Origin of the sequence: Microbaculum marinum (assembly GCF_037855135.1) — a bacterium.
Taxonomy (GTDB): Bacteria; Pseudomonadota; Alphaproteobacteria; order Rhizobiales; family Tepidamorphaceae; genus Microbaculum; species Microbaculum marinum.
The window spans coordinates 335423-361010 of sequence record NZ_JAZHOF010000003.1; the positions used below are offsets into that span (position 1 = coordinate 335423).

Genomic DNA, 25588 nt, shown 5'->3' on the forward strand with positions numbered 1-25588 from the left:
CTTGCCGCGCCTGGGAGGTCGATGGGTCGATGTCCGGAGTGACGCCCGAGGGCGGCGCCGGTCAGCCCAACGCATCGAGGCTGCCGGCATGGTGCCGAAACGTGCTGGATCAAACTGCCCCTCCCTTGACCGCCGCTTCGGCCCTCGCCGTGCAGCGGATTTCGTTGTCAGCTGATATTAGCCGATCGGGCGCTTATCTCAACCGCTTTTTAGAGGTCTATAATTATATTATTTATTCTCCTATAATTGGATTCATGATCGTTTTCAAAGTGATGCAATGCCAGTTCCCGCCAAAATTGGCTGGCTTTCTCTGCGGTGAACGTTAAAGATTTCGCGCCCGATCGCGGCAAAGTGCGGTGCGGCGATCGGCACGGCGGGGCGCTGACGGACCCGTACCCCGGGGACGATCGCGGCTCGGGAATGTCCGGGGCGTACCGCCGCCGTCAGCCGCGGTCGGGACGGATCTCCCGGCCGGCCTCGGCCATTGCCTCCAGCGCGCCGATCGCGCCGCCGAGAAACCAATCGACCTTACGTTCGATCAGCCTGTCGATGTCGGCGCGCAGCGGCGGCGTATACACCCACCGGCGGAACCCGACATGATAGATCGTGCCGTGCAGGGACTGCACCAGTTCCATTTCCTCCGGACCTATGTCCGGCGGGAAGGTCAGGCCCGTGGTCGCGGTCACCTCGTGGCGGAGCGCGCGCGCAATCCGCATAAAGATGCGTTGCGACAGTTCGCTGTAGTAGCGGGTGTTGTAGTCGAACTTGCTGAGACCGCTGAACAGGAACAGGCGGACGTGCTCGTAGGTGAGCACCGAATTGGCATAGTCCTTGTAGAATCCTGACAGCCGATTCCGCAACGGCACCGTCGTATCGTCGATCAGCTCCTCCCACGCCGGCGCCAGGCCGCTGGGGAACAGGTTCTCGTAGACACGCTCGATAAGCGCCTGCTTGGTCGGAAAATAGCGGTAGAGCAGCGGCTGGGTTATCCCGATTCGGCGCGCGAGCTCGGTGGTGCCGCCGCCCAGACCGTGCTCGGCGAAGTAGCGCGTCGCTTCCTCGACAATGAGCCTTTCCCGGTCCTGCGGAGCCATGCGACGGCGTTTCGCCGGTTCGCCCCGGGTCGCGACGGCGGCCTCGCCGCGGATCTTGTTCGTCCTGGGAGGAGACGTCTTCATGCAGTCACACCCGCGCCGCCGGCATTTCGTTCGCAACCCACGGGTTATCCCCGTGCGCATGGCCGGGTCAACTGCCGCACGATTCCGGGGCGGAGAACCGGGCTTGCAATTCTTATTTATTGATCTAAAAATAACCCGCAATCAACAAGGTCGTTTCGGGCTACGAAGCGGCAAGCCAGCAAACCACAGGGAGTGATGTTCGTGCTCCGACGGCCCTGCTTCGTCGGTGCGCGGCGCGCCACAGTGCGGCTCCGCCATACAGGGAGAATCGATGCCCAAGCTGCAGATCGGCGGCAGCCGAATTCATTACGAGGAATACGGATCCGGCTATCCGGTTTTCCTGCTGGCACCGGGCTTCCTGAGTTCCCGGATCGAACGCTGGAGCGTCAATCCGGCCAATCCCGGACAGCCGCAGGCATTCCTAAGCCCGATCGACGGCCTTTCCGATCGATTCCGGCTGCTCGCGCTGGACATTCGCAATGCCGGTGAATCGCGCGGCCCGGTCGGGCCGACGGATTCGTGGGACACCTATGTCGAAGACTTCCTGGGCGTCATCGATCATCTGGGTATCGAGCGCCTCCATGTCATGGGCGCGTGCATCGGCGTGACGTTCGCCTTCGCGCTCGCGGAAGCGCGCCCGGGCCTCGTCAGCGCGCTCGTCCTGCAGAATCCGATCGGACTGCACGGCAACCGGCAGAACATCGACGACGAATTCGCGGCCTGGGCCGAGGCGGCAAAGGACTATCCCGAGGTCGACGCGGCCAACCTGCCGGGCTTCCACCAGCGGCTGTTCGGCAACGATTTCCTGTTCGGCGTCAGCCGGGAGTTCGTCGCCTCCTGCGACCTTCCGATCCTGCTGATGCCGGGCAGCGACACGATGCACCCGCAGGCGATCTCGGAGGAGATCGCCGCCCTCGCGCCGCAGACCGAGATCGTCGACCCGTGGAAGGGCGACGACCACAAGCACGAGGCAATGGACAAGGTCCGCGACTTCCTGGTCCGGCACCAGCCGTAGACGATCGCCGCAGTCCCCGTCCGGAGGAGGAACTCACAATGGCCGCACATGACGTCGACAGCCAGGCAAGCCGCGAGGCCCTTCTCGCCGCCGAACGCCGGCTCTACCAGGCGATGATCGACAACGACCTCGCCGCCCTCGGAGACATCCTTTCGGACGACGTGACCTACGTGCACTCGACCGCCGTCGCCGAAGGCAAGGCGCTGTACCTCGAACGCGTCGCCGCCGGACACTACGACTACAAGTCGATCGAGAGCCGCGACGTCACGCTTCGTATCCGACAGGACCTGGCGGTCATCAGCGGAACGCTGGACATGGCAGTGGCGACCGGCGGGGGCCCGACCCTGATGATGCACCTGCTGTTCGTGCTGGTGTGGACCAGACAGAACGGCGAATGGAAGCTGTCGCTGCGCCAGGCGACCAACATCCCGGGCTAGCAGGAAGAGCTGCCGGCAACGACGGCGGCGGGGACGCAACGGACAGGGAGGACAAGGTGAAAAAGCTCATCAACGAGCCCGGCAACTACGTCGACGAGATGCTCGAGGGACTGGTGCTGGCCAATCCCGAACTCGCGCTGTCGGGCCAAGGCAAACGGGTCGTGCAGAGGTCCGCGCCGGCCGGAAACGGCAAGGTCGGCATCGCCACCGGCGGCGGCTCCGGCCACCTGCCGCTGTTCTGCGGATATGTCGGCGAGGGCCTGCTCGATTCGTGCGCGGTCGGCAACGTGTTCGAGGGGCCGAACATGCAGTCCTGCCTCGAGGCGATATCTGCCGCGAATGCCGGCGCGGGCGTGCTCTGCCTCTACGGCAACTACGGCGGCGACCGGATGAATTTCGACATGGCCTCGGAAATGGCGGAAGCCGAGGGCATCACGGTGCGCACCGTGCTGGGGATCGACGACATCGCCAGCGCCGCACCCGAGGAAGCCGACAAGCGGCGCGGCGTCGCCGGCATCGTGTTTGCCTACAAGGCGGCCGGCGCCAAGGCCGCGGCCGGCGGCTCGCTCGACGAGGTGGTCGAGATCACCGAGCGGACGATTGCGCGTACCAGGACGATCGGCATCGGGCTGTCGCCCTGCCTCATCCCGGGCGCCGCGGCGCCGAGCTTCGAGATCGGCGAGACCGAGGTCGAGATGGGGATCGGCATCCACGGCGAGGCCGGCATCTGGCGGGCCGCCCATCGCAGCGCCGACGAACTCGTCGACGAGATGCTGGACCGCACCCTGGCGGAGGTTCCCGACGGGGCGGACGGCCGCGTTGCAGTCCTGGTGAACGGGCTGGGAGCAACCCCGCTGGACGAACTGTTCATCCTGTACCGGCGGGTCTCCCAGCGCCTGACGACGCGGCAGATCCACATCGCGGTGCCGCTGGTCGGGCCGTTCGTTACCTCGATGGAGATGGCCGGCGCCTCGATCAGCCTGTGCTTCGTCGACGACGAGATTCTGTCGCTGCTGCGGGCGCCGGCGACGTGTCCGTTCTGGCGGGTCGGCTGACCATGGCGATCACCGTCGCCGGGATCGAGGTTGCGGTGCGCCGGGTCGCCGCGCGGATGCCGTCGATCGAGGCCGAACTGAACGCCGCCGACGCCAAGCTCGGCGATGGCGACACCGGCGGCATGCTGGCGCGCATGGCCGCCGCCCTGGCGGACGCCGACCTGTCGACGGCGGGCGACGTCGGTGCCGCCTTCATGGCGCTGGCGCGGGCCGGCGCCGCATCGACCGGATCGAGCCTCGGCACCCTGATCGTGGCGTCCATGATGACCCTCGGCCGGGAGACGCGGGACGCCGAGCAGGTCGAATGGAGCGAGCTCGGCACGCTCGTCGCCGCCGTGCAGGCGGCGATCATGCAGCGCGGCAAGGCGCAACTCGGCGACAAGACCGTCGTCGACGGCCTCGACTACCTGGCGCAGGGCCTGGAGGGGGCGAACGACGCCGACAGCGTCCGCGCTTGGGCGACCGCCGCCGTGGACCAGGCGCTCGCCGACTTCCGGGAGCGACGCTCGAAGATGGGCCGGGCGCGGACGTTCGCCGACCGGTCCGTGGGACTCGACGATCCCGGCATGCTGGCCCTGAAGGAAGTCGTGCACGCCATCGCGGCGGTCTGACCGGGCGCGGCGGCGCATGACGGGGGCTTGTCGGCTAACTGACAGCACGGTGCGCGTTCACCCCCTAGAGTGCCTTTCAGGAAGCCCGCACCGCCTCCCTCGCGATTGAAGAGGCAGTCGACGTTGGCGCCATTCGGGAGAGATACGTGAGCGAGAGGGGACCGATACGGGTCGCAGGCGTGGGATTCGTCTTCGATCCCGTCGCAGAGGCCGTGATCCGCGGCGTCGCGCCCGCCGGCCTCGAGCTCGCCTTCGCCGAGCGGATGCAGGACATGAACGAGGCGGTGCTCTACGGCAGCGACGTCTGGCTGGCGGTCGCGCCGGTGACGGCGGACATGCTCGCCCGCGCCGAGCGGCTGCGCTTCATCCAGAAGTGGGGCACCGGCTACGACAGGATCGACGTCGAGGCGGCGGCGCGGCGCGGCGTCGGCGTCGCCATCACCGCCGGGGCGAACTCGACGACGATCGCCGAGCATACGCTTGCCCTGATGCTGACCGTGCTGCGCCATGTCGCCGGGGCGGACCGGGCCGTGCGGGCCGGCCGCTGGGATCCCGCGGCGCTGCGGCCGCTCATGCACGGCCTGTCGGGAAAGACCGTCGGCATCGTCGGGTTCGGCAACATCGGCAAGGCGCTGACCCGCATGCTGCAGGGCTTCGGCGTGACGGTGCTCTACAACAGGCGCAGCGGCCGCGATCCCGAAGGTGATGCGCTCAACGCCCGTTTCGCGGAGATGCCGCAACTGCTGGCCGAGAGCGACGTCGTCACCCTTCACTGCCCCGGCGACGCTGCGAACCGGCACATGTTCGCCGCGCCGCAGTTCGACGCGATGAAGCCCGGCGCCGTCTTCATCAACACCGCCCGCGGCAGCCTCGTGGTCGAAGACGATCTGGTGGACGCGCTGCGAAGCGGGAGGCTGCTCGGCGCCGGCCTCGACGTGTTTGCCGAGGAGCCGCTTTCCTCCGGATCGCCGCTTGTCGACCTGGACAACGTGGTGATGACCCCGCACGTGGCGGGCGGCATCATGGACAACATCGCGCCGATGGCGCGGCACGCCTTCGGAAACATCCTGCGCTTCTTCAACGGCGAACCGCTCGATCCGGCCGACGTGATCGTGCCGGCCGGCACTGCAGACAAGACAGACTGAGCAAGCGAGGCGAGCGATGAGGATCACCGACGTGCTGGCCCATCCGATGGAGGCCGAACGGGAGCGCCCAGCCTGGACCGCGCACGAGTCCTTTCACCTCGACCGGCTGATCCTGGTCGAGGTGCGGACCGACGAGGGCATCGTCGGGACCGGGGAAATCGCCATCGGGCCGCAGGCCTCCGTCTGCGAGATGGTCGATCTGATCGCCACGGTGATCAAGGGACAGGATCCGCTCGGCCACGCCGCGCTCTGGCAGCGGATGCTGTCGGTCACCAACCCGCGGCCGGGCGGCATCGGCGGCTGGGACGGGCTGCCGCCTCCCCTGCCCCGCCACCTGCGCCAGTTCTACATGGCGGCGATGGCCGGCATCGACATCGCGATCTGGGACATCAAGGGCAAGGCGGCGGGGCTTCCCGTGTTCCGCCTGCTCGGCGGCACCCGGACCGAGGTGTTCACCTACGGCGTCGGCGGCTTCTACGTCGAGGGCGGGCCGCTGCTGGCGGTCGCCGACGAGTTCGCGGGCTATGTCGAGAACGGCTTCAGGGCGGTGAAGCTGAAGGCCGGGGCGCTGTCGCTGGACGACGAGATCGCCCGCGTCCGCGCCGTGCGCGAGGCGATCGGTCCCGACGTCCTGTTCATGCTCGACGTGAACGCCCCGTTCGACCTCGAAGCGGCCATCGCGTACTCGCACGCCGTCGAGCCGTTCGACATCTTCTGGTTCGAGGAACCGCTGCACTGGTACCTGCAGCCGGCCGACTTCGTGAACCTGGCGAAGGCGACGAACATTCCGCTGGCACACGGCGAACGCGAGATGCACCGGTTGACGACGCGCGATTTCATCGATTCCGGCGCGATCCGCTACATCATGTACGATTCCACCCGGTACGGCGGTTTCACCGAGGCACTGCGCGTCTCGCACTACGCGGAACAGAAGGGCGTTTCCAACTCGCCTCATTCGGCCCCGCACATCCACGCGCACCTGGTCTCGGCATTCGCCGAATCATCCTTCGCGGCGGAGTGCGTCGGCGACAAGCGCCTGCACCCGATCCACGAGCGCATCTACGGCGGCGGCGCCCGCTACCGCGACGGCCACGTCCACCTGACCGAGGCGCCCGGCTTCGGACTCGACATCGACTGGGACGCCGTGAGGGCGCTCCGCAGCCAGTAACGACTCAAACCAACGGAGACGCTCACATGATACTCGACGACCTGAAGGGGAAACGTGTCCTGGTCACCGGCTCGAGCTCGGGCATCGGCGCGGCGGCGGCGACCGCGTTCGGCGAGCACGGCTCGTTCGTCGTCGTCCACTATTTCAAGAACGAGGCCGGCGCCAGGGAGGTGGCCGCGAAGATCGAGCAGGACGGCGGCAAGGTCGCCCTCGTCTCCGGCGACCTGCGCAATCCGGAAACCGCGGCGTCGGTGGTTCGCGCAGCAGCGGAAGCGGCCGGCGGGCTCGACATTCTGGTCAACAATGCCGGCGGCCTCGCCGGCCAGTCGAAGCTCGACAGTCACGACAACGCGCTGCTCGACGAGACGCTCGACCTGAACGTGCGCTCGCTGCTGGCGGTCACCGCCGCCGCGCATCCCTACCTGAAGCAGGCCGGCGGCGGCAGCATCATCAATGTCGGCTCGATCGCCGCGCGCAACGGCGGCCGGCCGGGCTCGGCCTTCTACGCGGCGGCGAAGGCCTTCGTGCATTCGCTGACCCGCAGCATGGCGACCGAGTTCGCCGCCGACAACATCCGCGTCAACACGATCGCGCCCGGCGTCATCCTGACGCCGTTCCACGACGGCACGCCGAAGGAGCGCCTCGAGGCGGTGCGCTCAAGCGTGCCGCTCGGGCGCCTGGGCGAAGCCGAGGAATGCGCCGGCGCGATCCTCTACCTGGCGTCGAATGCGATGAGCGGCTACGCCACCGGCGACACGATCGACGTCAACGGCGGCCGGCTGATGGCCTGAACGGATCCCCCGGCGTGTCAAGCAGCGGGTCAGGCGGTGGTGCCGGCGGGCACCTTCTCGAACTTCTCGATGCTGCGCAGCACCTTCGGCAGCGGCTTGTCGGGGAACAGCGACGGCCACGCCGTGACCGCGACCTGCCCGACGTAGAGATCGCCGTGCGAATCGACCGCCAGCCCATGCGGCGACAAGAGCTTGCCCGGCTCGTTGCCCGCCATCGGATCCCGGCCGAGGCGGGCGAGGATGGTGCCGTCGTTGGAGACGACGGAGATGCGCGGCCCGAGATTCGGGGCGCCCCGGTTGAACTCGAAATAGGGGCCGATCTCGCCGACATAGCAGATCGGGCATTTGCCGCCCGGCATGTACATGCCGTTGGGGCGGTGGAGATTGTGCCACTCGGTCTCGTACCTGCCGTTGCCGTCGAAGACCTGAATGCGATGGTTCTCCCGGTCGGCGACGTAGACCCAGCCGTCCTCGTCGCAGGTGACATTGTGCGGCAGGTTGAACTCGCCCGGGCCAATGCCGGAGGTGCCCCACGACATCAGCAGCTTGCCGTCGGGGCTGTACTTGTGGACGCAGGCGTTGCTGTAGCCGTCGGTCACGTAGATGTCGCCGCGCGGCGACAGGGCCGTATGGGTGCAGCGGTTGAACGGCTTGCCGCTCATGAACGGCGACGGTTCGTGCGGGATCCCGATCTCCAGCAGCACCTTGCCGTCGAGGGTGCACTTTCGGACGGTGTGGTCGAAGTCGTCGGTGCAGTAGATGGTGTCGTCGGGCCCCATGTGGACGCCGTGCGCGTGCGTGAAGGTATCCTCGCCCCACGATGTGACGAAGCTGCCGTCGCGCTCGAAGACGATCATCGGGTGTTCGGACCGGTTGAAGACATAGACGCGGTCGCGGGCGTCGATGCCGACGGCCGCCACGTCCCCGAAGGCCCAGCCGGCGGGAAGCTGCGCCCAGTCCTCGCAGACCCTGTAGGTGAATTCGCCCGTACCCAGGATGACGCCCATCTCGATTTCCTCGCCAGTGACCGTGTCGCCCCCTGCATAGCAGCCGGCTCCCGCTGCGGCTGTCGGGCGCACGACAACCCGGTCGGAAAGACTGCGGAAATCGCCTCGCCCCGTACGCCGTTGAACCGGCGAATCCGCTGCGCTAACGTCGCTTTTCCGGTCATGTCCGAGGCCCGGAGCATCCGGCGTCCGGCAGTTTGGATTGAAGCTCTTGAACTACTCGGCGACCCCCGTTTCGCAGCTTCTCCCAACCGGTGCCGCAGCGCCGCCCCGCCGGTATCCGCGGCTCCTGGAGATGCTGCCGCCGCAGGACCGCGAGTTCCTGCTGGACCGCGCCATCGAAAGGACGCTGGCGAAGGGCCAGGTGCCCTACCACCAGGGCGACGAGTCCCGGAACCTGTTCGTCCTGAAGTCGGGCATCGTGAAGGTGCACTACACCCACGACAGCGGCACGTCGCTGACAGCCTCGCACTACCGGGAGGGAATGCTGATCGGCGCGCACGGCTGCTCGGAGTGGGCCGGACCGCACGTCTGGTCGGCACAGGCGCTCGTGGAGAGCCGCGCCATCTGGATGCGCCGCGCCGACCTGCTCGAACTGGTCGATCGCTCGCCGGCCGCGTTGCGATGCATCCTGGCGATCACCGAGTTCAAGTCCGTCCAGCTCCGGAAGGTGATCCGCATCCTGGCGACGCCGCTGCTGGAGAGCCGCATCACCATGGCGCTCGAACACCTCGGCTCGCTCTACGGCATCGAGCGCGATGGCGAAGTGGAAATCGACGGCCGGTTCACCCATCAGGAACTGGCCGAAATGGTAGGCTGCTCCCGCCAGAGCGTGACGACCGCCCTGCAATCGCTGGAGCGCGCCGGTCGGCTCCGGCGCGACGGCCGGCAGTTCTTCATTCGCCGAGCATCTTCCCCGGACACACAGCCGCAGCCCCTTCGCGTTCCGGCAGAATAGCTGCAGCCGGATCGGCAATCCTATCACACGGCGCGGTCAGCCGGCCCCGGCGGCCGTGACCCCCGCGCGTGCGCAGTCTTCACAGTCAAGAGGCAAGGAAACATGGAAACGAACAACGCTTTGAAACGCGCCATCGCGCAGGGCACCAAGGTGCGCGGCGCGCACATGACCTTCGCGATGCCGTCCGTCATCGAGGTGCTTGCGCTGCTCGAGCACGACTTCGTCTACCTGGACGGAGAGCACGGGTGCTTCGAATGGCGCGACATCGAAGCCTGCTGCATCGCGGCGGAGCGGCACGCCATGACGCCCGTCGCCCGTGTGCCGGACGCAGACGTCTCGACCATCACCCGCTTCCTCGACCGCGGCGTGAAGGGCATCATCGTGCCGCACGCCGACACCGTCGAACAGGTGAAGGCCGTCATAGACGCCGCCTATTTCGCGCCGCTGGGCAACCGGTCCTTCGGCGGCAGCCGGCCGCGCTTCGTCTACGGCATCGCCGACAAGCCGGAACATCTCGCGCAGTCGAACGCGGACGTCTGTGTGTCCATCATGATCGAAACCGTAGAGGCACTCGAAGCCGCCGGCGAGATCGCCGCCCTCGACGGGGTCGACTACATGAGCTTCGGACTGATGGATCTGTCCCAGTCGCTGGGCCATCCGGGCAATCCGGAGCATCCCGAGGTGAAGGCGGCGGTCGCCGAGGCCGGCGACCGCATCCGCGCGGCAGGCAAGCCGATCCGGGAGGATTTCATCCGGTTCGCCTGGATCAACGACATAATCATTGCCGGCGCGAAGACACTGCTCGATGAATGAAGAAGTACGACAACGAGGCGAATCCCATGAATGACTACGATAGCGACGCGGCCGTGACCCTGTTCGTGGAGGCCCGACGCACCGGGCGCAAGCTCGACGCGCTGCCGCCCGGCGCCGCGCCGGCAAGCGCGGCGGAGGCCCACCGCATCCAGGAAGCGACCGTCGCAGCGCTCGGCGAGACGATCGCCGGGTGGAAGACGTCGAAGGGAACGGACGGATCGATCCTGCGGGGTGCGATCCTGCGCAGCCGTGTGTTCGGCAGTCCCGCGCAGGTGCCGGTGTCGCTCTGCCCGCTGATGGGGGTCGAGCCCGAGATCGCCTACCGGTTCGACGTGGCGCTGCCGCCGCGCGAAGACGCCTACAGCCGTGAGGAGGTCGCCGCAGCGGTCTCGGCGTTTCCGGCCATCGAACTCGTGGACAGCCGCTTTCTGGGCTACCCCGACGTTCCCGAACACCACAAGACCGCCGATTTCGTCTCCAACGGCGGTTTCGTCGCCGGACCGATGATCGAGAACTGGCAGGACCGCGATCTCGTCAACCTGTCGGTCCGGATGACGGCCGGAGACGAGGTGCTCGCCGATGTGGTCGGTGGCCATCCGCGCGAGGACCCGCTGCTGCCGGCGGTGGATCTGGCAAACGACCTGCGCTCGGGAGACGGCATTGCCGCCGGCCGGTTCGTGACCACGGGCTCGTATTGCGGGCTGCTGATCGGCCGCCCGGGCGTGCCGATCGTCGCCAGCTTCGGCGGTATCGGCGACGTGGAGATGCGGTTTACGGAGTGACGGGCGTCAGCCGGCCGCAGCGCTGCTGGCGGCCGGCTGGTGGGTCCGGATCGGCTTGCCGTCGAGGAACGCCAGCGTGTTCTCGACGGTCTGGCGATAGAATGTCTCCATCACGTCGCTTGTGCCGTAGCCGATGTGCGGCGTCAGGACCGTATTCGGTGCGTGCCGGAGCGGATCGTTCAGCGGCAGCGGCTCCTTGCCGTAGACGTCGAGAGCTGCCGTGATGCGGCCCGACTGGACCGCTTCGAGAAGGGCGGCCTGGTCGATCAGCGGGGCCCGCGAGGTGTTCACCAGGATCGCCCCCGGTTTCATGCGGCCGATGTCGTCCTTCGTCACCAGCCCCTCGGTTTCGGGCGACAGGTAGACATGGATGGAGACGACGTCGGCGCTGGCGAACACGTCCTCCCGGGACACGGCCGTCGCGCCCGCCGCCTCGGCGCGTTCGGGCGTCAGATTGCGGCTCCAGGCGACCACGTTCATTCCCAGTGCATTGGCGTATCCGGCCATCAGCTTGCCGATCCGGCCGAGCCCGACAAGGCCGATCGTCCGTCCCGCCAGTCCGAGCCCTGGACGAATGCCGTGCTGGAAACGCCCCTGCCGGATGTTGGCGTCGCCGGCCGGCACCTGACGCGCAGCCGCCATCATCAGCGCCAGCGTCAGCTCGGCGGTGTCGGTACCCGACTCTCCGCCCTGCGTGTAGGAGACCGTGATCCCGCGCTCGAGCATGCCGGCGATATCGATCGCCTTGGCGCGCGATCCGGTCATGCCGAACATCTTCAGGTTGGGCAGGCTGTCGACGAGGCTGGAGGGAAACGGCGTGCGCTCGCGCATGGTCAGGATGATATCGAACTCGCGCAGCGCGGAGGCAGCGTCGTCCTCGCCGGCGAACGGTTCGTGGAAGAAGACGATTTCGGCCCGGTCGCGAAGCTGCGACCAGTCGGCGTATTCCTCGGCAATGTGCTGCCAGTCGTCGAGCACGGCTATACGCATGCTGGGTTCCCTGAATTGCCTCCGTCTGCCGGCATAGGTCGCACCGGCGACCCGTCGCTGCGGGTCATACGACGAGGCCTGTCTTCGTATCGATGAGGTGCATGTGGTTGAGATCGGCGGCCATCTGCACGGTTTCGCCATCCTGGATGCCGGCATCGAACTTGGTGCGCCCGCACAGTTCGATGTCGCCGATGCCGAAGTAGACGAGCGTCTCCGATCCCATCGGCTCCGTCACGGCGACCTTCGTCTCGAAGCGGCCGAAATGCGGGGGCATGTCGGACCTGGCCTCGGTGATATATTCGGGCCGAAGGCCGATCTCTATGTCGTCGCGGCCGACGAGGCCCGCGTAGCGGTCGCGTCTTTCCTCCGGCAGTTCGAATTTGATGGTGCCGCCGTCGAGGACGGCGTTCAGGCGATCGCCGTCGCTCTCGATGCGGGCCGGCAGCAGGTTCATCGCCGGGGATCCGATGAAGGCGGCGACGAAGCGCGTCTTCGGCGCGTGATAGAGTTCGTGCGGCGTGCCGACCTGGTCGATCCTGCCGCCGTTCATCACCACCACGCGATCGGCCAGGGTCAGCGCCTCGACCTGGTCGTGGGTCACGTAGACCGTGGTCGTGCGCACCTTCTGGCGCAGCTTCTTGATCTCGGTGCGCATCTGGACGCGCAGCTGGGCGTCGAGGTTGGACAGCGGCTCGTCGAACAGGAAGACCTTGGGATCGCGGACTATCGCCCGCCCCATGGCGACGCGCTGGCGCTGGCCGCCGGAGAGCTGCCGGGGCTTGCGGTCGAGCAGATCGGAAATGTTGAGGATGCGCCCGGCCTCCCGCACCCGGCGTCCGATCTCGTCCTTCGGGATTTTCCGCTGGCGCAGCCCGAAGGCCATGTTGTCGAGCACCGTCATGTGCGGATAGAGCGCGTAGTTCTGAAACACCATCGCGATGTCGCGATCCTTGGGCAGCATGTCGTTGACGACCTTGCCGCCGATCAGGATATCTCCGTCGTTGATATCCTCGAGCCCGGCGATCATCCGCAGCGTCGTCGACTTGCCGCAGCCCGACGGTCCCACGAAGACGACGAACTCCTCGTCGGCTATGTCGAGATTGATGCCCCGGACGGCCGGCACGTCATCGTAGAACTTGACCAGGTTGCGAAGGTTCACTTCAGACATCGGTAGACCCGTAGTCCCTAGAAATTCTCGGCATTTTCGCGATCACCACGCGGTTCTCGACGCCATGCCCGACGGGGTGGCGGCGGGCCGGAGAGTTCCGCCCGCCGCCGGAGGCTATCGTCAGGCCTCGCCGCGCAGCAGGCGGGCGCCGATCTCGTTGAATTCCTTCGGCGTGATCTGCTCACCGAGGGTCTCCTGCCAGTACGGTGCGATCTTGTCCTGGAAGTTCGTCCAGTTCGCATCGTAGTAGGGCGGCGTCCACCAGGTCTTCTGCTCGTCCAGCGACATCTTGATGAAGCGGTTGTCCTGGAACGGCGCCGCGCTCGCCAGCGACTTGCGGACCGGCGGCACGGCCCGGTTGGCGGTGTAGAGCATCGCCGCATCACCGGTGGTGATGAACTTGATGAACTCCCAGGCCGCCTCCTTTTCGGGGCAGGACGACACGATCATCGGACCTTCGGGATTGGCGAGCATGTAGCGCTCGTCGCCGACCCGCGGATTGGGTCCGCCCTGGATCGCGTCGCCGAGGGCCGCCATGAGCGCCGGGCTCGCATGCGGCCCGTAGAGCCACATGCCGCAGATGCCCTTTTCCATCAGGGCATAGAGTTCCCGGTAGCCGTCGTTGATGGCGGTCGGCTGGCAGGAGTGGTCCTTGGTCAGCATGCCGACCCACTTTTCGGTGACGTCGACCGCGGCGGGCGAATCGAAGTCCACCGTGCCGTCCGGATTGACGAAGTTCACGCCGGCGCTCTGCCAGATCGGCAGGATGACCTGGATGGCCGAGTACTTCTGGCCGCGCAGCGCATAGCCGTAGCGCTCCGGTGCCTTGGTGATCGCCTTGGCGGTGGCGATGAACTGGTCGTAGGTGTCGGGCATCTCCAGGCCGGCTTCCTGGAGCCAGTCCTGCCGGTAGAACAGGAAATACGGGATGCTGGTCTGCGGCATCATCAGGATCGGCTGGTCGGGCTTCGAGCGGACCTGCTCCATCACGTTCGGGAAGAAGTCTTCCTTGTCCTCCCAGGCGTTGAACTCGTCCTCGAGCGGGTACAGGATGCCGTTGTCATAGTAGTCCTGCAGCCAGTACTGGACCGTCATGATGACGTCCGGCGCGGCGCCGGCCGCATAGGAGACCACCAGCTTCTTGCGGGACTCCATGACCGCCATGTTGGCGTCGACCTCGACTTCGATGAAGTCCTGGGATCCGTTGAACATCTCCACGGAATCGGTGGAGATCTTCATGTGGTTCGGGTTGTCGGCCCAGTTCCAGTAGGTCAACTTGACCTTCTTGCGCACCGCCGGCATCGCCAGCTGGGTGCTTGCCATCAACGCACCGGCACCCGCGCCCATCACGCCGAGGGCGCGACGCCGCGTCAAACCGCTCTTTGCGGCCTTCTTGGTCGTGGCAGGAGTCCCGTTCTTCACCTTGGCCATTTGCGTTTCCTCCGTTTTGATCCTTGTTGTGGCGGCGTCCGACCGACGCCTGGTCTTCGGCAGTTTCCTCAGCCCTTCACCGCGCCGGCCGCCAGGCCGCTCATCAGCATCCGCTGGAACAAGAGGAAGATCAGCGCGACCGGCAGCGTGCTCAGAAGCGCGCCGGCGGCGCTGACGCCCCAGACGGCCGGCTCGCCGAGTGCGAACTGGCGCATGATCACCGGCAGCGTCTTCACCTGTGTCGTCGAGGTCAGCAGGAAGGCGAACAGGAAGTTGTTCCAGGACATGATGAAGGCGAGCAGCCCGCCGGCCACCAGCCCCGGCAGCGACAGCGGAATGACGATGCGCCACAGCGTCTTGATGCGCCCCGCGCCGTCGACCTGGGCGGCCTCCTCGAGTTCCTTCGGCAGCGTCGAGAAGTAGTTGATCATCAACAGCAGCACGAACGGCGCGGCGTGCGTGGCCTCGGCGAGGATCATGCCGAGATGCGTGTTGTTCAGCCCGACGTTTCGGAAGATCACCAGGAGCGGCACCAGCAGCACGACGCTCGGGATCGTGTAGGCGACCAGCATGGCGACCAGGAAGGAGCTGCGTCCGGCGAAGCGGAAGCGGACGAAGCCGTAGGCGCCGAGGCTGGCGACGATCAGGGTCAGAACCATGTTGCCGGTCGCGATGATGGCGCTGTTGCGGAAGTAGAGCTCGAACGGGACGTTCTGGAACAGCGCGTAGTAGTTCGCGAAGGAGGGATCGGTAGGCAGGTAGGTAACGGTCCGGTCGCTGAGATACGGCGTGTCGAAGTCCGCGGTCGCCTCGGGCGTGATCGAGGCGATGAACAGCCAGATGAACGGCCCTATGGAGTAGACGAGGATCGCGGTCGCCCCGATCGCGACCAGGACGTTGCGCGTCCCCCAGCCATTGCGGCGCTTCGGCGTGCTCATGACGAACTCCCCGCCAGCACGTTCTTGGCGAGATGGCGCACGTAGAAGGCAGAGCAGGTCATCAGGATGATGGCGAGCACGACGGCCACCGCGGAGGCGTAGCCGATCTCGAACTCGTTGGTGAGCTGGAAGCTGTAGACGGCCTCGGTGTAGTTGGAGAAGCCCGGTCCGCCCGTCGTCATGACGAAGATCATGTCGATGTGGTTCGACATCCAGATCGTCCGCAGCAGCACAAGGAACAGGATCGTCGGGATGATGTGCGGCAGCGTGATGTGCCAGAACTGCGAGAGCTTCCCGGCCCCGTCGACGGCGGCCGCCTCGTAGAGCTCGCCGGGGATCGTCTGCAGGCTGGCCAGCAGGATCAGCGCCATCAGCGGCTGGCCGTACCAGACCATCGCCGTCACCACGACCCAGAAGCTCGCGGTCGGGTCGCTCAGCCAGGCGACGTAGCTGTCGAGTATGCCGAGCCGCACCAGGATGTCGTTCACGACGCCGTAGTTGCCGTCGAACATGAAGCAGAACACCAGCCCGACCACGGCCGGCGGCGTGATGTAGGGAACCATCACGGCAGCGCGCACGAAGCCGCGATAGCGGAACGTCATGTTCAGGAACAGCGCGATCGGCAGCGCGATGAGCAGTTCGATCCCGACCACGGCGACGTCCCAGCGCAGCGTCCGCCACAGTCCGTCGAGGAAGATCGGGTCGGCCGTCATCCGGACGAAGTTCCGGAGCCCGATGAACTGCGCCTTGGCCAGCCGCAGCAGCGAGGCGTTGGTCATCGACAGGTAGACCGCCTCAATCGCCGGATAGACGGTGATCGCCAGCAGCAGCAGGCCGATCGGCGAGATCAGCACGTAGGGCAGATAGTCGACGCGCTTGCGGCGCTTCGGCCGCGCCGGCGTCATGGTGGCTGCCTGCACGCTCATGGCCTGCTTCGCCTCCCCGCCGGAGAGAGGTCGATCCGGTTGCCGCAAGCCTCGCCGTTCGTCAATTTCAGGTACCCTGCGCGTCTTCCCCGGCGACCGGTCGGCTCCGAATGCAGGCGACGGGCAAGACGGCCGGAACCGTGTTTCCCAACGCTGAAGCATGCGGCGAATTGCTGACCCGGCGCCCGTCCCCGATGTCGTTTGCGGTCACCGTTCGGACCGCATATTGTCGTTGCGAAACATGTTCACAGAACCGCTCGCGGAAGGTCCATTTCTTGTTGACCATGCTGCGTTCGCGAATCGCGAATGTTCCGCAGATGACGAGGCGCCAGTTGCCCGCAGCGACGATCACGACGGCATTCCGGCGGACCGGCCATTGCGGCGCCGCGGGCGTGTGCCTGCCGCGCGCCTGACCGCCGCGGGACGGAGATGCGCCTCGATCTTCAGACGCTGAAGCTGTTCGTTGCCGTCTACGAGGAGCAGAACCTCGCCAAGGCCGCCGAGCGCGAGCATCTCGCAGCGTCCGCCGTCAGCAAGCGGCTGGCGAACCTGGAGCAGGATCTCAAGGTCCGGATCTTCGAGCGCAAGCGGACGGGCATGTATCCCACGCCGGCCGGAGAGGCCCTGATATCCCATGCCCGCGCCATCCTCGGCCGCGTCAGTCAGCTGGAAACCGAGATCTCCGACTTCTCGACGGGCCTTCGCGGCAATCTCAGGGTCTTTGCGAACACCTCCGCGATGGTCCAGTACCTGCCCGGCGACCTGCGCTCGTTTCTCGCCCGCCATCCGCGGGTCAATGTCGAGATCGAGGAGACGACGAGCCCGCTCACGGTCCGTGCCGTGGCGGACAACGAGGCCGAGATCGGCATCTTCGGCGACGTCGTGCAGGCGCCGGGGCTGCACTCGATGGTCTATCGGCACGACCGGCTGTGCCTGCTCGTGCCCGAGCGCCATCCGCTCGGCAATGCCGAATCCCTCCGCTTCGCCCAGGCCCTGGAGCACGAGTTCATCGGGACTCCGCGCGGAAGCTCGATCGACACGGCGATCATGCAGGCGGCCTCCGACCTGAACCTCGCCGTCAAGATGCGGATGCGGGTCGCCGGCTTCGAGGCGATCGGCAGGATGGTCGAAGCCGAGCTGGGTGTCGCGCTGGTGCCGGAAGCGGTGGCGCGCAGCTACGTGGACATACGGCGGGTGCGGGCCATTCCCCTGAACGAATCGTGGGTGGCGCGCCGGCTGATGCTGTGCGTGCGCAGGCTCGATACGCTGTCCCCGCCCGCCAAGGCCTTCATAGATCATCTGGTTGGACGGAAGAGCTGAAGGGCTGCCCCGTCCCGTTGACAATCCGGTGCCGTTCGTCATCGTCCCCCTACGCCCGGGTTCAGCCGAAGGCCACATGCTGATGAGTCCATTGCGATGCCAGTCGACGTGACCTGCGGACGAGAGGCGGAACGCGCGCGGCCGGAGCCGCAGGGGTGAGCGGTTCCGCCAGCATCGTGCTGTGCGCCGGCCAGCGGATCGATCACGGCAATACGGCCGGATACTTTCCCGCCGCGCTCGAACCGGCACTTCGCGTGGCGGTTCGTGACAGGATCACCGAACTCGGCGCGATGATCGGCTACTCGTCGGCCGCGGCCGGAGGCGACATCGTCTTCGGCGAGGAACTGCTCGCGCTCGGCGGCGAACTCAACGTGGTCCTGCCGTGCGAGCGCGGCGATTTCGTCAGCCAGTATCTTTCACCGGCCGGCGAGGACTGGGTGGCGCGGTTCGACCGGCTGTGCACGGCGGCGGCAAGCGTGACGGTGAGTTGCGAGGAGCGTCTGCTCGGCGACGAGACGCTGGTGCGGTTCAACAACCAGATGCTTCAGGGCGCCGCGCGCCTGCGCGGGGAAGCGCTCGGCATCGCGCCGCATCTGCTGCTGCTCTGGAGCCCGGCTGCGCCCTTCGAGCCCGGCAGTCCGGCCGACTTCATGGACCAGTGGTCCGAAGTCTCGCAGCTGTCGATCATCGACCTCGACGAGCTGCGCGCGGCGGCCGGCATCCCCGACGTCGTGTCCGAGGACCCGGACTTCGACGACATGTTCGACCTCGAGTTCGGCGTGAGCCCGCGTGCCATCCGCGCGATCCTGTTCGCCGACATCGCCACCTTCACGCAGTTCGACGACCGGGAGATCCCGCTGCTGTTCGACTTTCTCGCCGAGGTCCAGCAACAGGTCGAGGCGCGCGCCAAGCCGCCGGTGCTGATCAACACGTGGGGCGACGCGGTCCACGCCGCCGCCGAGACTGCCCACGACCTGGCCGACTACGCCGCCGCCCTGACGGAATCGGCGAGCACCATCGATCCGGCGAGCTTCGGCCTGCGTCACCGGCCGCGCTTCCGCGTCGCGCTGCACGCGGGGCCGGTCTTCGTCGGACTGCATCCGCTGACCGGCCGCAGCATGATCTTCGGGCACCACGTCAACCGGGCCGCCCGCATCGAACCGCTGGCGATCCCGGGCGGCATCTGCACCTCGCGCCCGTTCGTGGCGCTGCTCAAGGCGGAAATGGCCGAACGCGCCGACGAGGCTGCGCAAACCGGTCGGAGCTATTCGCCGCGATACGAGGTAACCTACCTGGGCAAGAAGGTGCTGCCGAAACAGTTCGGCACGGAAGACGTTTATTTCCTGGAGGACCGCGACGCTGCGGTCTGGGTCGAGCGGCCGGAGGAATTGGTGTCAGCGATACAGGATCCGCCGCCGTCGCACATGCGCCTCGAGGTTCCATGCGACACCGCGGAGATCGCCCGCGTTGCGGCGCGCATCGAATCCTTCGGCGCGCTCCACGACATCGGCGACAAGGTCGTACATTCGGTCAATCTGGCGCTTGACGAACTGCTCGCCAACATCATCAGCTACGGCGCGGACGGGGAGACCCTGCCGGAAATCGAAGTGACCGTCGGACTGGCCGACGAGATCCTGACGGTCGAGATCAGCGACACAGGCAGGCCCTTCGACCCCACGGAAATGCCGGAGCCGGATCTCGACGCGGACCTGGACGACCGGCCCATCGGCGGACTGGGCATCCATTTCGTACGAAAAATGATGGATTCCGTGAGTTATCGGCACAAAGACGGACGCAATGTGGTTACGCTGTCAAAGCGAGTCGGGTCCGCCGAAGTCGCGCCGAAATAGGAGAGGGACTTGGACATTCGCGAAGAGCAACTGGACGGCGTGTCGATCGTCGTCCCGGTCGGCCGCATCGACATCAATACCGCGCCGGAGGCCGAAGCCGCGATCATGCCGAAATTCGACGAGGCGCGCGGCGTGGTGGTCGATTTCGCCGAGCTGACCTACATCTCCAGCGCGGGCCTTCGGATCCTGCTGAAAGCGGCGAAGCGGAGCAAGGCAAGCGGCGTGCCGCTGGCATTCTCGAACATGGCGCCACCGGTGCTCGAGGTCTTCGAGGTCAGCGGCTTCGCCAGGCTGTTCAGCATATACGGCGATCGCGCCGCCGCAGTGGCATCGATTCCCGCTGCCTGAGCGCACTCCGGGCGCAGCGGTTCGAACCTATCGCGCCGCGCCGTCGTCGGGCGCGCCGTCCAGATAGCGTCGCCGGCATCCCGACCCGATCTGGGTGAGCAGCAGGTTCGGCGCACAATCGAGTTCCGAGGCCACCGCGTCGACAGTCTGGCGAGGCCCGAGCACTTCGACGACCCTTCCGGGGACGACGTCCGGATCGGAAACGTCGGTGACGTCGACCATACTCAGGTTCATCGATATCCCGCCGACGAACGGCGCCGGCACGTCGTTCAGGTAGACGCGCGCCTGCTTCGCGAAGTCACGGGGGAGACCGTTGCTGTAGCCAAGCGCCAGCGTCGCGATCCGGGACGTCCGCTCCAGCTCCGACGCGCCGCGATATCCCACACGGCTGCCGGCCGGGAACGTCGCCACCCGCAGCACAGGCGCAGTCAGCCGGTAACAGGGTTGAAGGCCTTCCTGCCAGCGCGTCGAGGTCTGGACGCCGAACAGAGCGCTGCCGATGCGGGCGATGTCGAAATGCCAGTCGGACCCCATGAAGATCCCCGACGACGAGGCGAGGCTTATCGGCGCCTTCGGCAGAAGGGAGGTCCAGTCCAGGAGCATCTGCCGCTGCAGGCGGTTCATCGGATCGTCGGGCAGGTCGAAGGCCGCCAGGTGCGACACCCAGCAACTCAGTTCGAACGGAGCGAGCAGTTCGCCCTGCTCGCTCAGCAGGGCGACATCGGCCCGGTTGAGGCCAAGGCGACCGAGCCCCGTATCGAGTTGCACGGCAACGCGCATCCGTCGACTGCTCCGCGCCGCCGCGCGGCTGCATTGCACGAGTTCGTCCAGGCTCGCGAGCACCGGGATCACGCCGGTCTCGACGAAGTCCTCCGGGTCGTGCAGTCCCAGGCCGAACAGGGCGTACACCGTCGGGTCGGGGACCACGGAGCGCAGCCGCGCCGCCTCTTCGAGATCGTTCACCCAGAACGTGGTGCAGCCCGCCGCCCCCAGGCTGCGGGCGATCGGCTCGAGGCCGAGGCCGTAGGAGTCGGATTTGAGAACCGCCGACAGGTCGCGGCCACCGTACCGCACCCGCATCGAGCTATAGTTGGCCCTGATCGCCGAAAGGTCGATATCGAGCAGCGGCCCCCTCTGCACGGCGGAGGCCGGTCGCGAAGCGCTGTGCAGGGTTGCCGATGACTTGTTCAAACCGGACCCCGATAAAAGATCTGATGGCTGCCGTCCCCGGACCTCCGCCATGCGGATCCGACAAAGCCGCCGTCAAGATAGCGCTGCTGTGCGTGAATTGCATCTGCGCCGCACCACTCGCCTGCGTCTTCGGCGGCGGGAGCGGGCGCCTCGAGGTCCCCGTACTCCAGGTCGCGGTAGAGGATATATCGCAGCGCGCCGCCATACTGTTCGATCAGCGCGCGCACGTGGAACCCCTGATTGAGAAGATTTGTCCAGCTGCGCCAGTTGCCCGGCGCCGACGTGGCGTAGAGGTGGGTCAGTCCGTCCGCGGCGGCAAGGCGCATCCGCTCCGCGATCACGGATTCCTGCAGACCCCGTCCCCAGGCGCCGGGGCGCACCGCCGCACCGGCCAGCTTGGCGAACGGGGCATCCGCGGGAAGGTCGAACAGTGGCCTCAGGTTCTCTACCGGCGGCAGATCCCACTGCAATACACCATAGGCCAACAGCCCCTCCGCGTCCGAGACGCCGAGGATGCGGCCACCGCCCGCCAGGATGCTCTCGAAGAAGCCATGCGACTCCGGCCGGATCAGATCCGGCCGGCCCACCCTTCCGACGGCGGCGACATGGAGGTCGTAGACGGCGTCGACGTCGCTGCCGTCAAGGACCTTCCACGCCACGGACGATGTCGGTTCGGTCTGCCGGGCAATCGCCAATCGACCTGTCTCCGTGAACTTCAGCCGGTGAGCACTTCGGCGTAGTTCAACATCTCGATCGGCGGATAGAGTTCGAGCTCCTTGGCGACCTCCATGTTGATGATCAGCGAGAAGCGGCTCAACGTCTCGATCGGAATCTGCTCCGGCGGAACACCCTGGGTGAGGATCTTGATTGCCTTGGAGGCGGCGAGCTGGCCGACGGAATAGTAGCGGCTGACCAGCGCCACCAATGCGCCACCCTCGCGGACGGCGAGTTCCGCGGCGCCGAACGTCGGCAGCTTTTCGGCAAGGGCGGCCGGCACGACCCTGTCGTAGACCGTCCCGAGGAATGTGTCGGGCAGCAGATAGAGCCATTCGGCGCCGCCCTGCTTGATTTCGGCGATCAGGTCTTCGACGCCGTCGGCGGTCGGCTTGCCGTCGACGATACGGAATTCGCGGGGCACGAGCTCGAAGCCGAGCGTCTCCTGCAGGCGTCCGAGTTCCTCGACGATCGCCACCGAATTCGGCTCCGTCGGCGTGTAGAGCACGCCGAGCTTCGTGAACGGTCGATACGACGCCATCGCGCGCAGCTGTGTCTCCGTCGGCACGACGTGCACGGCGCCGGTGACGTTGCGGCCGGGCTCTTCAAGACTCGGGACGAGCCCGGCCTTGACCGGCGCCGACACCAGCGCGAACACGATCGGGATATCCGTTATGTAGTCGGATCCGTCCTCGGCATCGTACTTCCCGGCCGCCCCGAGCGTCACGCCGGTGCCCCATGTGTAGACGAGATCCGGCTTGAGCTGCCGGATCTCCTCGACGAAGCCGGGCATCTTCGAGGTATCGCGATCCGCGTCGCGCTCGATGAACTCGACCGATACGCCGTTGGCGGCGAGATAGTTGTCAAAGCCGTCCTCGACCGGCGTGCGGCCGCGATAGGTGATCCGGTAGATGCGATAGGGATCGTCGGGGGTTCCCTTCGCAAACGCCCGGCCTGCCATCAGCGCCACCGCGCCGCCGGCACCGAGCCAGAGGAATTCCCGGCGTTTCATGCGATATTGCCCTCCGCGGCGGTGTCTGCCGTGTCGTCCGCATTGTGCTCCGGACCGCTGCGCAACCCGACGGTCAGTCCGAAGACGACCGCGCCGAGCGCCACGCAGATGCCGATGAGCACGACGGTCGTGGAAAAGCCGTACAACCCCAGCAATGCGCCGGCAATCATCGGGCCCAGCGCATTGCCCACGCGTTCGACAAGCCGGAATATACCATACAGCGAGCTTTCGCTGACCCGGCCGTTCAGGTGCGCGCCGAATTCGCCGACGAGGGCGGATTGCGGCGTGATGCTCAGCGCCTGCCCGACGCCCAGAACGAGCAGCATCACCGCGATCACGTAGATGTTGTCGGCGCCGAACAGCATCAGCAGCCCGCCCGCCCCGGCAAGCAGGCCGCCGCCGGTGACAAGCGCGGTGCGGCGTTCGACCTTGCCGGCGAACGAGGCGAACATCGGCACCAGCACGACCATCGCCAGAGGATAGATCATCAGCATCCGGCCGATCGTCGCCTGATCGTTGCCGAGCGCCTCGACATGCAGGGGGACCAGGAAAAAGCAGACGGCAACCAGGATCACCTTGGCCGGCAGCGCGCACAGGAAGAACAGCGCCGACAGCCGAACGGAGCCGAGCGTCAGCGCGAAATCGCGCCAATGGATCGACGGCACGTGCTTGCGCACCTTGGCGGCGCGCGGCAGCGACAGGGCGGCCAGCACCAGGCTGGCGGCCGCGAACAGGCCGGCCAGCACGAAGGTCGCCGGCATGCCGATCCGGTCGGCCAGAATGCCGCCGATGGGCGGTCCGCACATGCCGGCGACCAGGATCGCGCCGACGAACACCGCCATGCCGCGCGCCCGCTGGCGGGTATCGGTCGAATCGATCACGAACCCCTGGGCGGCGACGAAGACGAAGGCGAAGCCGACGGCGGTGACGGCGCGGGCGAGGGTCAGGCCGATCAGGTCGTAGGCGAACGCCGTGGCGACGTAGCCGGCCGCGCCCAGCGCCGCGCCGGTCATCAGCGACCGGCGGCGCCCTGCCCGTTCCGTCACCGTGCCGAGGATCGGCTGGGCCATGGCGACGATGGCCAGGAACACGACCATCGGCAGGCTGATCACCACTTCCGGCGACAGCCCGGCGATCGGCGAGGCCAGCCGCTGGATGTAGATCGGCAGGAACGGACGCGTCAGCTCCTCGGCGAGCATGAACACGAACAGCGGCGCGCGAATCGCCACCACCGTGACGGCCGAGGCCCCGAACACCTCGCCCAGGTGGTAGCGGTCCTTCAGCCTCGCCAGCGCCGCTTCCAGCGCCGCGTCCCCCCGCGTCCTCGCCGTCTCGAGCAGCGACCGGAACCGGGCCGTCACCATCGCGAGGCGCTCGTCGAAGCGGCGGGCCAGCTCGCCGAAGACGCTGCCCGTCTCCACCGGCGTGTGCTCGCTCAGGTCGCCGCGCCGCAACGACTGCAGCCTCAGCTCCATGCCTTCGATGGCGCCGTACACCCCGACGCCGAAGCTGATGTAGACGAGTTCCAGCGCCACCAGCGCGGTGACCACCATGACGATCGCCAGGTCGATCCACAGCTTGTAGACGATATTGCTGGCATAGGCCGGATCGAGGTCGATATCGACATAGGCCCCCTCCCCCGCAGGCGACGCCAGCGGCACCCGGGCGCCGGCGAGCGAGGTCGCCTCACCGGCCGAATAGAGCACCGAGTCGGTGGCGCCGCGGATCGCCACGTAGGACAGGCCGGCATTGTGCTCGACGACGTTCTCCAGATACGCCTCGATGCCGACGAGCCGGTCGAGGGGAATGCCGACGTCCAGCGCCCGGTCGACGAGGCTGGCGACCGACCTGCCCGCCGTCTCGGCCTTCTGGCCGATCTCCGGCACGATCAATCCCTCGGCCCTGTCGGCCGTGCGGAACGAGACGAACGCCAGCACGGCGACGAGCACCAGCACCAGCGCGAAGGACAGATGGATGCGGATGCTGTTCATGAGGCCCGTTCCGGCGCGACGCCCTCGCCGAGCTTTTCGACTTCGCGGTTGGCGATGTCGATCGTGTCGACGATGCCGTGATTGACCGTCCGGGCGGCTCGGCCGTGCAGACGGCGCAGGATGAGGAGCGCCGCGAGGCTTCCCGCGAGGGCAGCGAGCAGGCCGGCCGGAATCGCATCGGCGAGCACCGCCGTCGCGAAGGCGTCGATCTTCTCGGTCGGGGCCTGCCGGTCGTAGCGCACGTGCAGGTCCACCACGGGCGCGCCGAAATCGTTGGTGACCGTACGGCCGACCTCGAAACTGTCCGCATCCGGCGTCGCGGTGCGGTCGGCTTCGCTGCCGCTTCCGAACAGGACCTCGCCGTCGGGTGCGACGACGGAGATGGACCGGATCAGCGGGTCCGCCTCTACCAGGCGCGTCAGCAGGGCCGGCAGCGTCGTCTGTTCCGCCGGCGGTATCCCGACCGACACGGCGGACTCGACGTTGGCCGCGACGTCGTCGAGAACCATGTGCATGCGCGACGCGATCAGGTCGAGATAGGCGCTGCGCACGCCGGAGTAGTTCATGTACGCCCCGAGCGCCATGGCGAAGCCGACGATGACGGCAAACAGCGGAAGTGTTCTTAGGGCGAGTTTCAGCATGGGCAGATCACGGGGGACATCATATCGATATGCGTTCCGCTACGATACGCCTGATCAGTTGCGGGAAAGAGCTGAAAATTCCGTCAATGTCCACGCCTGTCGCGGGGC

General features: G+C 66.9%; 27 protein-coding genes. 14 read left to right on the forward strand and 13 right to left on the reverse strand.

The features are described 5' to 3' along the window. Positions 1-29: 29 nt before the first annotated feature. Positions 30-326, forward strand: coding sequence for a hypothetical protein (locus V3328_RS08655; protein WP_340329240.1), 297 nt, complete (start codon positions 30-32; stop codon positions 324-326). A 117-nt stretch (positions 327-443) separates the two neighbouring features. Here the strand turns inward: V3328_RS08655 and V3328_RS08660 are convergent, their stop codons facing one another. Further along, entirely contained in the window at positions 444-1178 is a 735-nt protein-coding gene (locus V3328_RS08660) for a TetR/AcrR family transcriptional regulator (protein WP_340329241.1), read from the reverse strand. Positions 1179-1449: 271 nt separating this feature from the next. Between V3328_RS08660 and V3328_RS08665 the strand changes: the two genes are divergently transcribed. The 7 genes from V3328_RS08665 to V3328_RS08695 all read left to right on the forward strand — a co-directional run bounded on the left by V3328_RS08665 (position 1450) and on the right by V3328_RS08695 (position 7400). Beyond that, entirely contained in the window at positions 1450-2193 is a 744-nt protein-coding gene (locus V3328_RS08665) for an alpha/beta fold hydrolase (RefSeq protein ID WP_340329242.1), read from the forward strand. A 38-nt stretch (positions 2194-2231) separates the two neighbouring features. Then, entirely contained in the window at positions 2232-2630 is a 399-nt protein-coding gene (locus V3328_RS08670; RefSeq protein WP_340329243.1) for a nuclear transport factor 2 family protein, read from the forward strand. 56 nt (positions 2631-2686) lie between these two features. Further along, positions 2687-3685, forward strand: a complete 999-nt coding sequence (locus tag V3328_RS08675) for a dihydroxyacetone kinase subunit DhaK (RefSeq protein ID WP_340329244.1) — start codon at positions 2687-2689, stop codon at positions 3683-3685. Beyond that, positions 3661-4296 (forward strand): DAK2 domain-containing protein, encoded by a 636-nt coding sequence (locus tag V3328_RS08680; protein WP_340329245.1) that lies wholly within the window; start codon positions 3661-3663, stop codon positions 4294-4296. The genes V3328_RS08675 and V3328_RS08680 overlap by 25 nt, the downstream gene beginning before the upstream one ends. Positions 4297-4442: 146 nt before the next feature. Then, the gene (locus V3328_RS08685) at positions 4443-5441 is read left to right on the forward strand and encodes a 2-hydroxyacid dehydrogenase (protein ID WP_340329246.1); all 999 of its coding nucleotides are present in this window, start codon (positions 4443-4445) and stop codon (positions 5439-5441) included. A 16-nt stretch (positions 5442-5457) separates the two neighbouring features. After that, positions 5458-6609 carry a mandelate racemase/muconate lactonizing enzyme family protein gene (locus tag V3328_RS08690; protein WP_340329247.1) on the forward strand — a complete coding sequence of 384 codons (1152 nt, stop codon included), beginning with the start codon at positions 5458-5460 and terminating at the stop codon, positions 6607-6609. A gap of 26 nt (positions 6610-6635) precedes the next feature. Further along, complete coding sequence (locus V3328_RS08695) at positions 6636-7400, forward strand: SDR family NAD(P)-dependent oxidoreductase (RefSeq protein ID WP_340329248.1); 765 nt, start codon at positions 6636-6638, stop codon at positions 7398-7400. 29 nt (positions 7401-7429) lie between these two features. On the opposite strand, the gene V3328_RS08700 is transcribed toward V3328_RS08695, so the two are convergent. Beyond that, positions 7430-8407, reverse strand: coding sequence for a peptidyl-alpha-hydroxyglycine alpha-amidating lyase family protein (locus V3328_RS08700; RefSeq protein ID WP_340329249.1), 978 nt, complete (start codon positions 8405-8407; stop codon positions 7430-7432). Positions 8408-8609: 202 nt separating this feature from the next. Between V3328_RS08700 and V3328_RS08705 the strand changes: the two genes are divergently transcribed. From V3328_RS08705 to V3328_RS08715, 3 genes are all read left to right on the forward strand, one after another. After that, entirely contained in the window at positions 8610-9365 is a 756-nt protein-coding gene (locus V3328_RS08705) for a Crp/Fnr family transcriptional regulator (RefSeq protein ID WP_340329250.1), read from the forward strand. Positions 9366-9467: 102 nt separating this feature from the next. Continuing rightward, positions 9468-10178: an HpcH/HpaI aldolase family protein gene (locus V3328_RS08710; RefSeq protein ID WP_340329251.1), complete on the forward strand. Its 711-nt coding sequence runs from the start codon at positions 9468-9470 to the stop codon at positions 10176-10178. A 26-nt stretch (positions 10179-10204) separates the two neighbouring features. Beyond that, positions 10205-10960: a 2-keto-4-pentenoate hydratase gene (locus V3328_RS08715; RefSeq protein WP_340329252.1), complete on the forward strand. Its 756-nt coding sequence runs from the start codon at positions 10205-10207 to the stop codon at positions 10958-10960. A 6-nt stretch (positions 10961-10966) separates the two neighbouring features. Here the strand turns inward: V3328_RS08715 and V3328_RS08720 are convergent, their stop codons facing one another. The 6 genes from V3328_RS08720 to V3328_RS08745 form a co-directional block, all read right to left on the reverse strand. Beyond that, the gene (locus V3328_RS08720) at positions 10967-11950 is read right to left on the reverse strand and encodes a D-2-hydroxyacid dehydrogenase family protein (RefSeq protein WP_340329253.1); all 984 of its coding nucleotides are present in this window, start codon (positions 11948-11950) and stop codon (positions 10967-10969) included. Between the two features lie 64 nt (positions 11951-12014). Further along, a complete protein-coding gene (locus V3328_RS08725) occupies positions 12015-13118 on the reverse strand; it encodes an ABC transporter ATP-binding protein (RefSeq protein ID WP_340329254.1) in 1104 nt (367 codons plus the stop codon). A 120-nt stretch (positions 13119-13238) separates the two neighbouring features. Next, a complete protein-coding gene (locus V3328_RS08730) occupies positions 13239-14549 on the reverse strand; it encodes an ABC transporter substrate-binding protein (protein ID WP_340329255.1) in 1311 nt (436 codons plus the stop codon). 68 nt (positions 14550-14617) lie between these two features. After that, positions 14618-15487 (reverse strand): carbohydrate ABC transporter permease, encoded by an 870-nt coding sequence (locus V3328_RS08735; RefSeq protein WP_340329256.1) that lies wholly within the window; start codon positions 15485-15487, stop codon positions 14618-14620. Continuing rightward, the gene (locus V3328_RS08740) at positions 15484-16413 is read right to left on the reverse strand and encodes a carbohydrate ABC transporter permease (protein WP_340329257.1); all 930 of its coding nucleotides are present in this window, start codon (positions 16411-16413) and stop codon (positions 15484-15486) included. The genes V3328_RS08735 and V3328_RS08740 overlap by 4 nt, the downstream gene beginning before the upstream one ends. A 67-nt stretch (positions 16414-16480) precedes the next feature. After that, positions 16481-16765, reverse strand: coding sequence for a hypothetical protein (locus tag V3328_RS08745; protein WP_340329258.1), 285 nt, complete (start codon positions 16763-16765; stop codon positions 16481-16483). Positions 16766-16842: 77 nt separating this feature from the next. Here V3328_RS08745 and V3328_RS08750 point away from each other — a divergent pair, with 77 nt between their 5' ends. The 3 genes from V3328_RS08750 (at position 16843) to V3328_RS08760 (ending at position 19931) form a co-directional block, all read left to right on the forward strand. After that, on the forward strand, positions 16843-17733 hold the full coding sequence (locus V3328_RS08750; RefSeq protein ID WP_340329259.1) for a LysR family transcriptional regulator: 891 nt from the start codon (positions 16843-16845) through the stop codon (positions 17731-17733). A 155-nt stretch (positions 17734-17888) separates the two neighbouring features. Beyond that, positions 17889-19583, forward strand: coding sequence for an ATP-binding protein (locus V3328_RS08755; protein WP_340329260.1), 1695 nt, complete (start codon positions 17889-17891; stop codon positions 19581-19583). Positions 19584-19592: 9 nt separating this feature from the next. Next, positions 19593-19931: an STAS domain-containing protein gene (locus tag V3328_RS08760; protein ID WP_340329261.1), complete on the forward strand. Its 339-nt coding sequence runs from the start codon at positions 19593-19595 to the stop codon at positions 19929-19931. Between the two features lie 27 nt (positions 19932-19958). On the opposite strand, the gene alr is transcribed toward V3328_RS08760, so the two are convergent. Genes alr through V3328_RS08785 form a run of 5 tightly spaced genes read right to left on the reverse strand, consistent with a single transcriptional unit; the run spans position 19959 to position 25480 of the window. Further along, the gene (gene alr, locus V3328_RS08765) at positions 19959-21122 is read right to left on the reverse strand and encodes an alanine racemase (RefSeq protein WP_340329262.1); all 1164 of its coding nucleotides are present in this window, start codon (positions 21120-21122) and stop codon (positions 19959-19961) included. Beyond that, positions 21119-21817, reverse strand: a complete 699-nt coding sequence (locus V3328_RS08770; protein WP_340329263.1) for an N-acetyltransferase — start codon at positions 21815-21817, stop codon at positions 21119-21121. The genes alr and V3328_RS08770 overlap by 4 nt, the downstream gene beginning before the upstream one ends. Positions 21818-21837: 20 nt before the next feature. Then, positions 21838-22848, reverse strand: a complete 1011-nt coding sequence (locus V3328_RS08775; RefSeq protein WP_340329264.1) for an ABC transporter substrate-binding protein — start codon at positions 22846-22848, stop codon at positions 21838-21840. After that, a complete protein-coding gene (locus V3328_RS08780; protein ID WP_340329265.1) occupies positions 22845-24839 on the reverse strand; it encodes an MFS transporter in 1995 nt (664 codons plus the stop codon). Before V3328_RS08780 ends, V3328_RS08775 begins: the two co-directional genes overlap by 4 nt. Further along, complete coding sequence (locus V3328_RS08785) at positions 24836-25480, reverse strand: hypothetical protein (protein WP_340329266.1); 645 nt, start codon at positions 25478-25480, stop codon at positions 24836-24838. Before V3328_RS08785 ends, V3328_RS08780 begins: the two co-directional genes overlap by 4 nt. Between the last annotated feature and the right edge of the window lie 108 nt (positions 25481-25588).

Bases quoted from the DNA above. Each gene is read 5' to 3' on its own strand.
- V3328_RS08785 (WP_340329266.1), bottom strand. From the start codon at position 25,480: ATGCTGAAACTCGCCCTAAGAACACTTCCGCTGTTTGCCGTCATCGTC.
- V3328_RS08775 (WP_340329264.1), bottom strand. From the start codon at position 22,848: ATGAAACGCCGGGAATTCCTCTGGCTCGGTGCCGGCGGCGCGGTGGCG.
- V3328_RS08725 (WP_340329254.1), bottom strand. From the start codon at position 13,118: ATGTCTGAAGTGAACCTTCGCAACCTGGTCAAGTTCTACGATGACGTG.
- V3328_RS08655 (WP_340329240.1), top strand. From the start codon at position 30: ATGTCCGGAGTGACGCCCGAGGGCGGCGCCGGTCAGCCCAACGCATCG.
- V3328_RS08660 (WP_340329241.1), bottom strand. From the start codon at position 1,178: ATGAAGACGTCTCCTCCCAGGACGAACAAGATCCGCGGCGAGGCCGCC.
- V3328_RS08715 (WP_340329252.1), top strand. From the start codon at position 10,205: ATGAATGACTACGATAGCGACGCGGCCGTGACCCTGTTCGTGGAGGCC.
- V3328_RS08710 (WP_340329251.1), top strand. From the start codon at position 9,468: ATGGAAACGAACAACGCTTTGAAACGCGCCATCGCGCAGGGCACCAAG.
- V3328_RS08780 (WP_340329265.1), bottom strand. From the start codon at position 24,839: ATGAACAGCATCCGCATCCATCTGTCCTTCGCGCTGGTGCTGGTGCTC.
- V3328_RS08665 (WP_340329242.1), top strand. From the start codon at position 1,450: ATGCCCAAGCTGCAGATCGGCGGCAGCCGAATTCATTACGAGGAATAC.
- V3328_RS08740 (WP_340329257.1), bottom strand. From the start codon at position 16,413: ATGAGCGTGCAGGCAGCCACCATGACGCCGGCGCGGCCGAAGCGCCGC.
- V3328_RS08730 (WP_340329255.1), bottom strand. From the start codon at position 14,549: ATGGCCAAGGTGAAGAACGGGACTCCTGCCACGACCAAGAAGGCCGCA.
- V3328_RS08690 (WP_340329247.1), top strand. From the start codon at position 5,458: ATGAGGATCACCGACGTGCTGGCCCATCCGATGGAGGCCGAACGGGAG.
- V3328_RS08700 (WP_340329249.1), bottom strand. From the start codon at position 8,407: ATGGGCGTCATCCTGGGTACGGGCGAATTCACCTACAGGGTCTGCGAG.
- V3328_RS08670 (WP_340329243.1), top strand. From the start codon at position 2,232: ATGGCCGCACATGACGTCGACAGCCAGGCAAGCCGCGAGGCCCTTCTC.
- V3328_RS08720 (WP_340329253.1), bottom strand. From the start codon at position 11,950: ATGCGTATAGCCGTGCTCGACGACTGGCAGCACATTGCCGAGGAATAC.
- V3328_RS08750 (WP_340329259.1), top strand. From the start codon at position 16,843: ATGCGCCTCGATCTTCAGACGCTGAAGCTGTTCGTTGCCGTCTACGAG.
- V3328_RS08735 (WP_340329256.1), bottom strand. From the start codon at position 15,487: ATGAGCACGCCGAAGCGCCGCAATGGCTGGGGGACGCGCAACGTCCTG.
- V3328_RS08695 (WP_340329248.1), top strand. From the start codon at position 6,636: ATGATACTCGACGACCTGAAGGGGAAACGTGTCCTGGTCACCGGCTCG.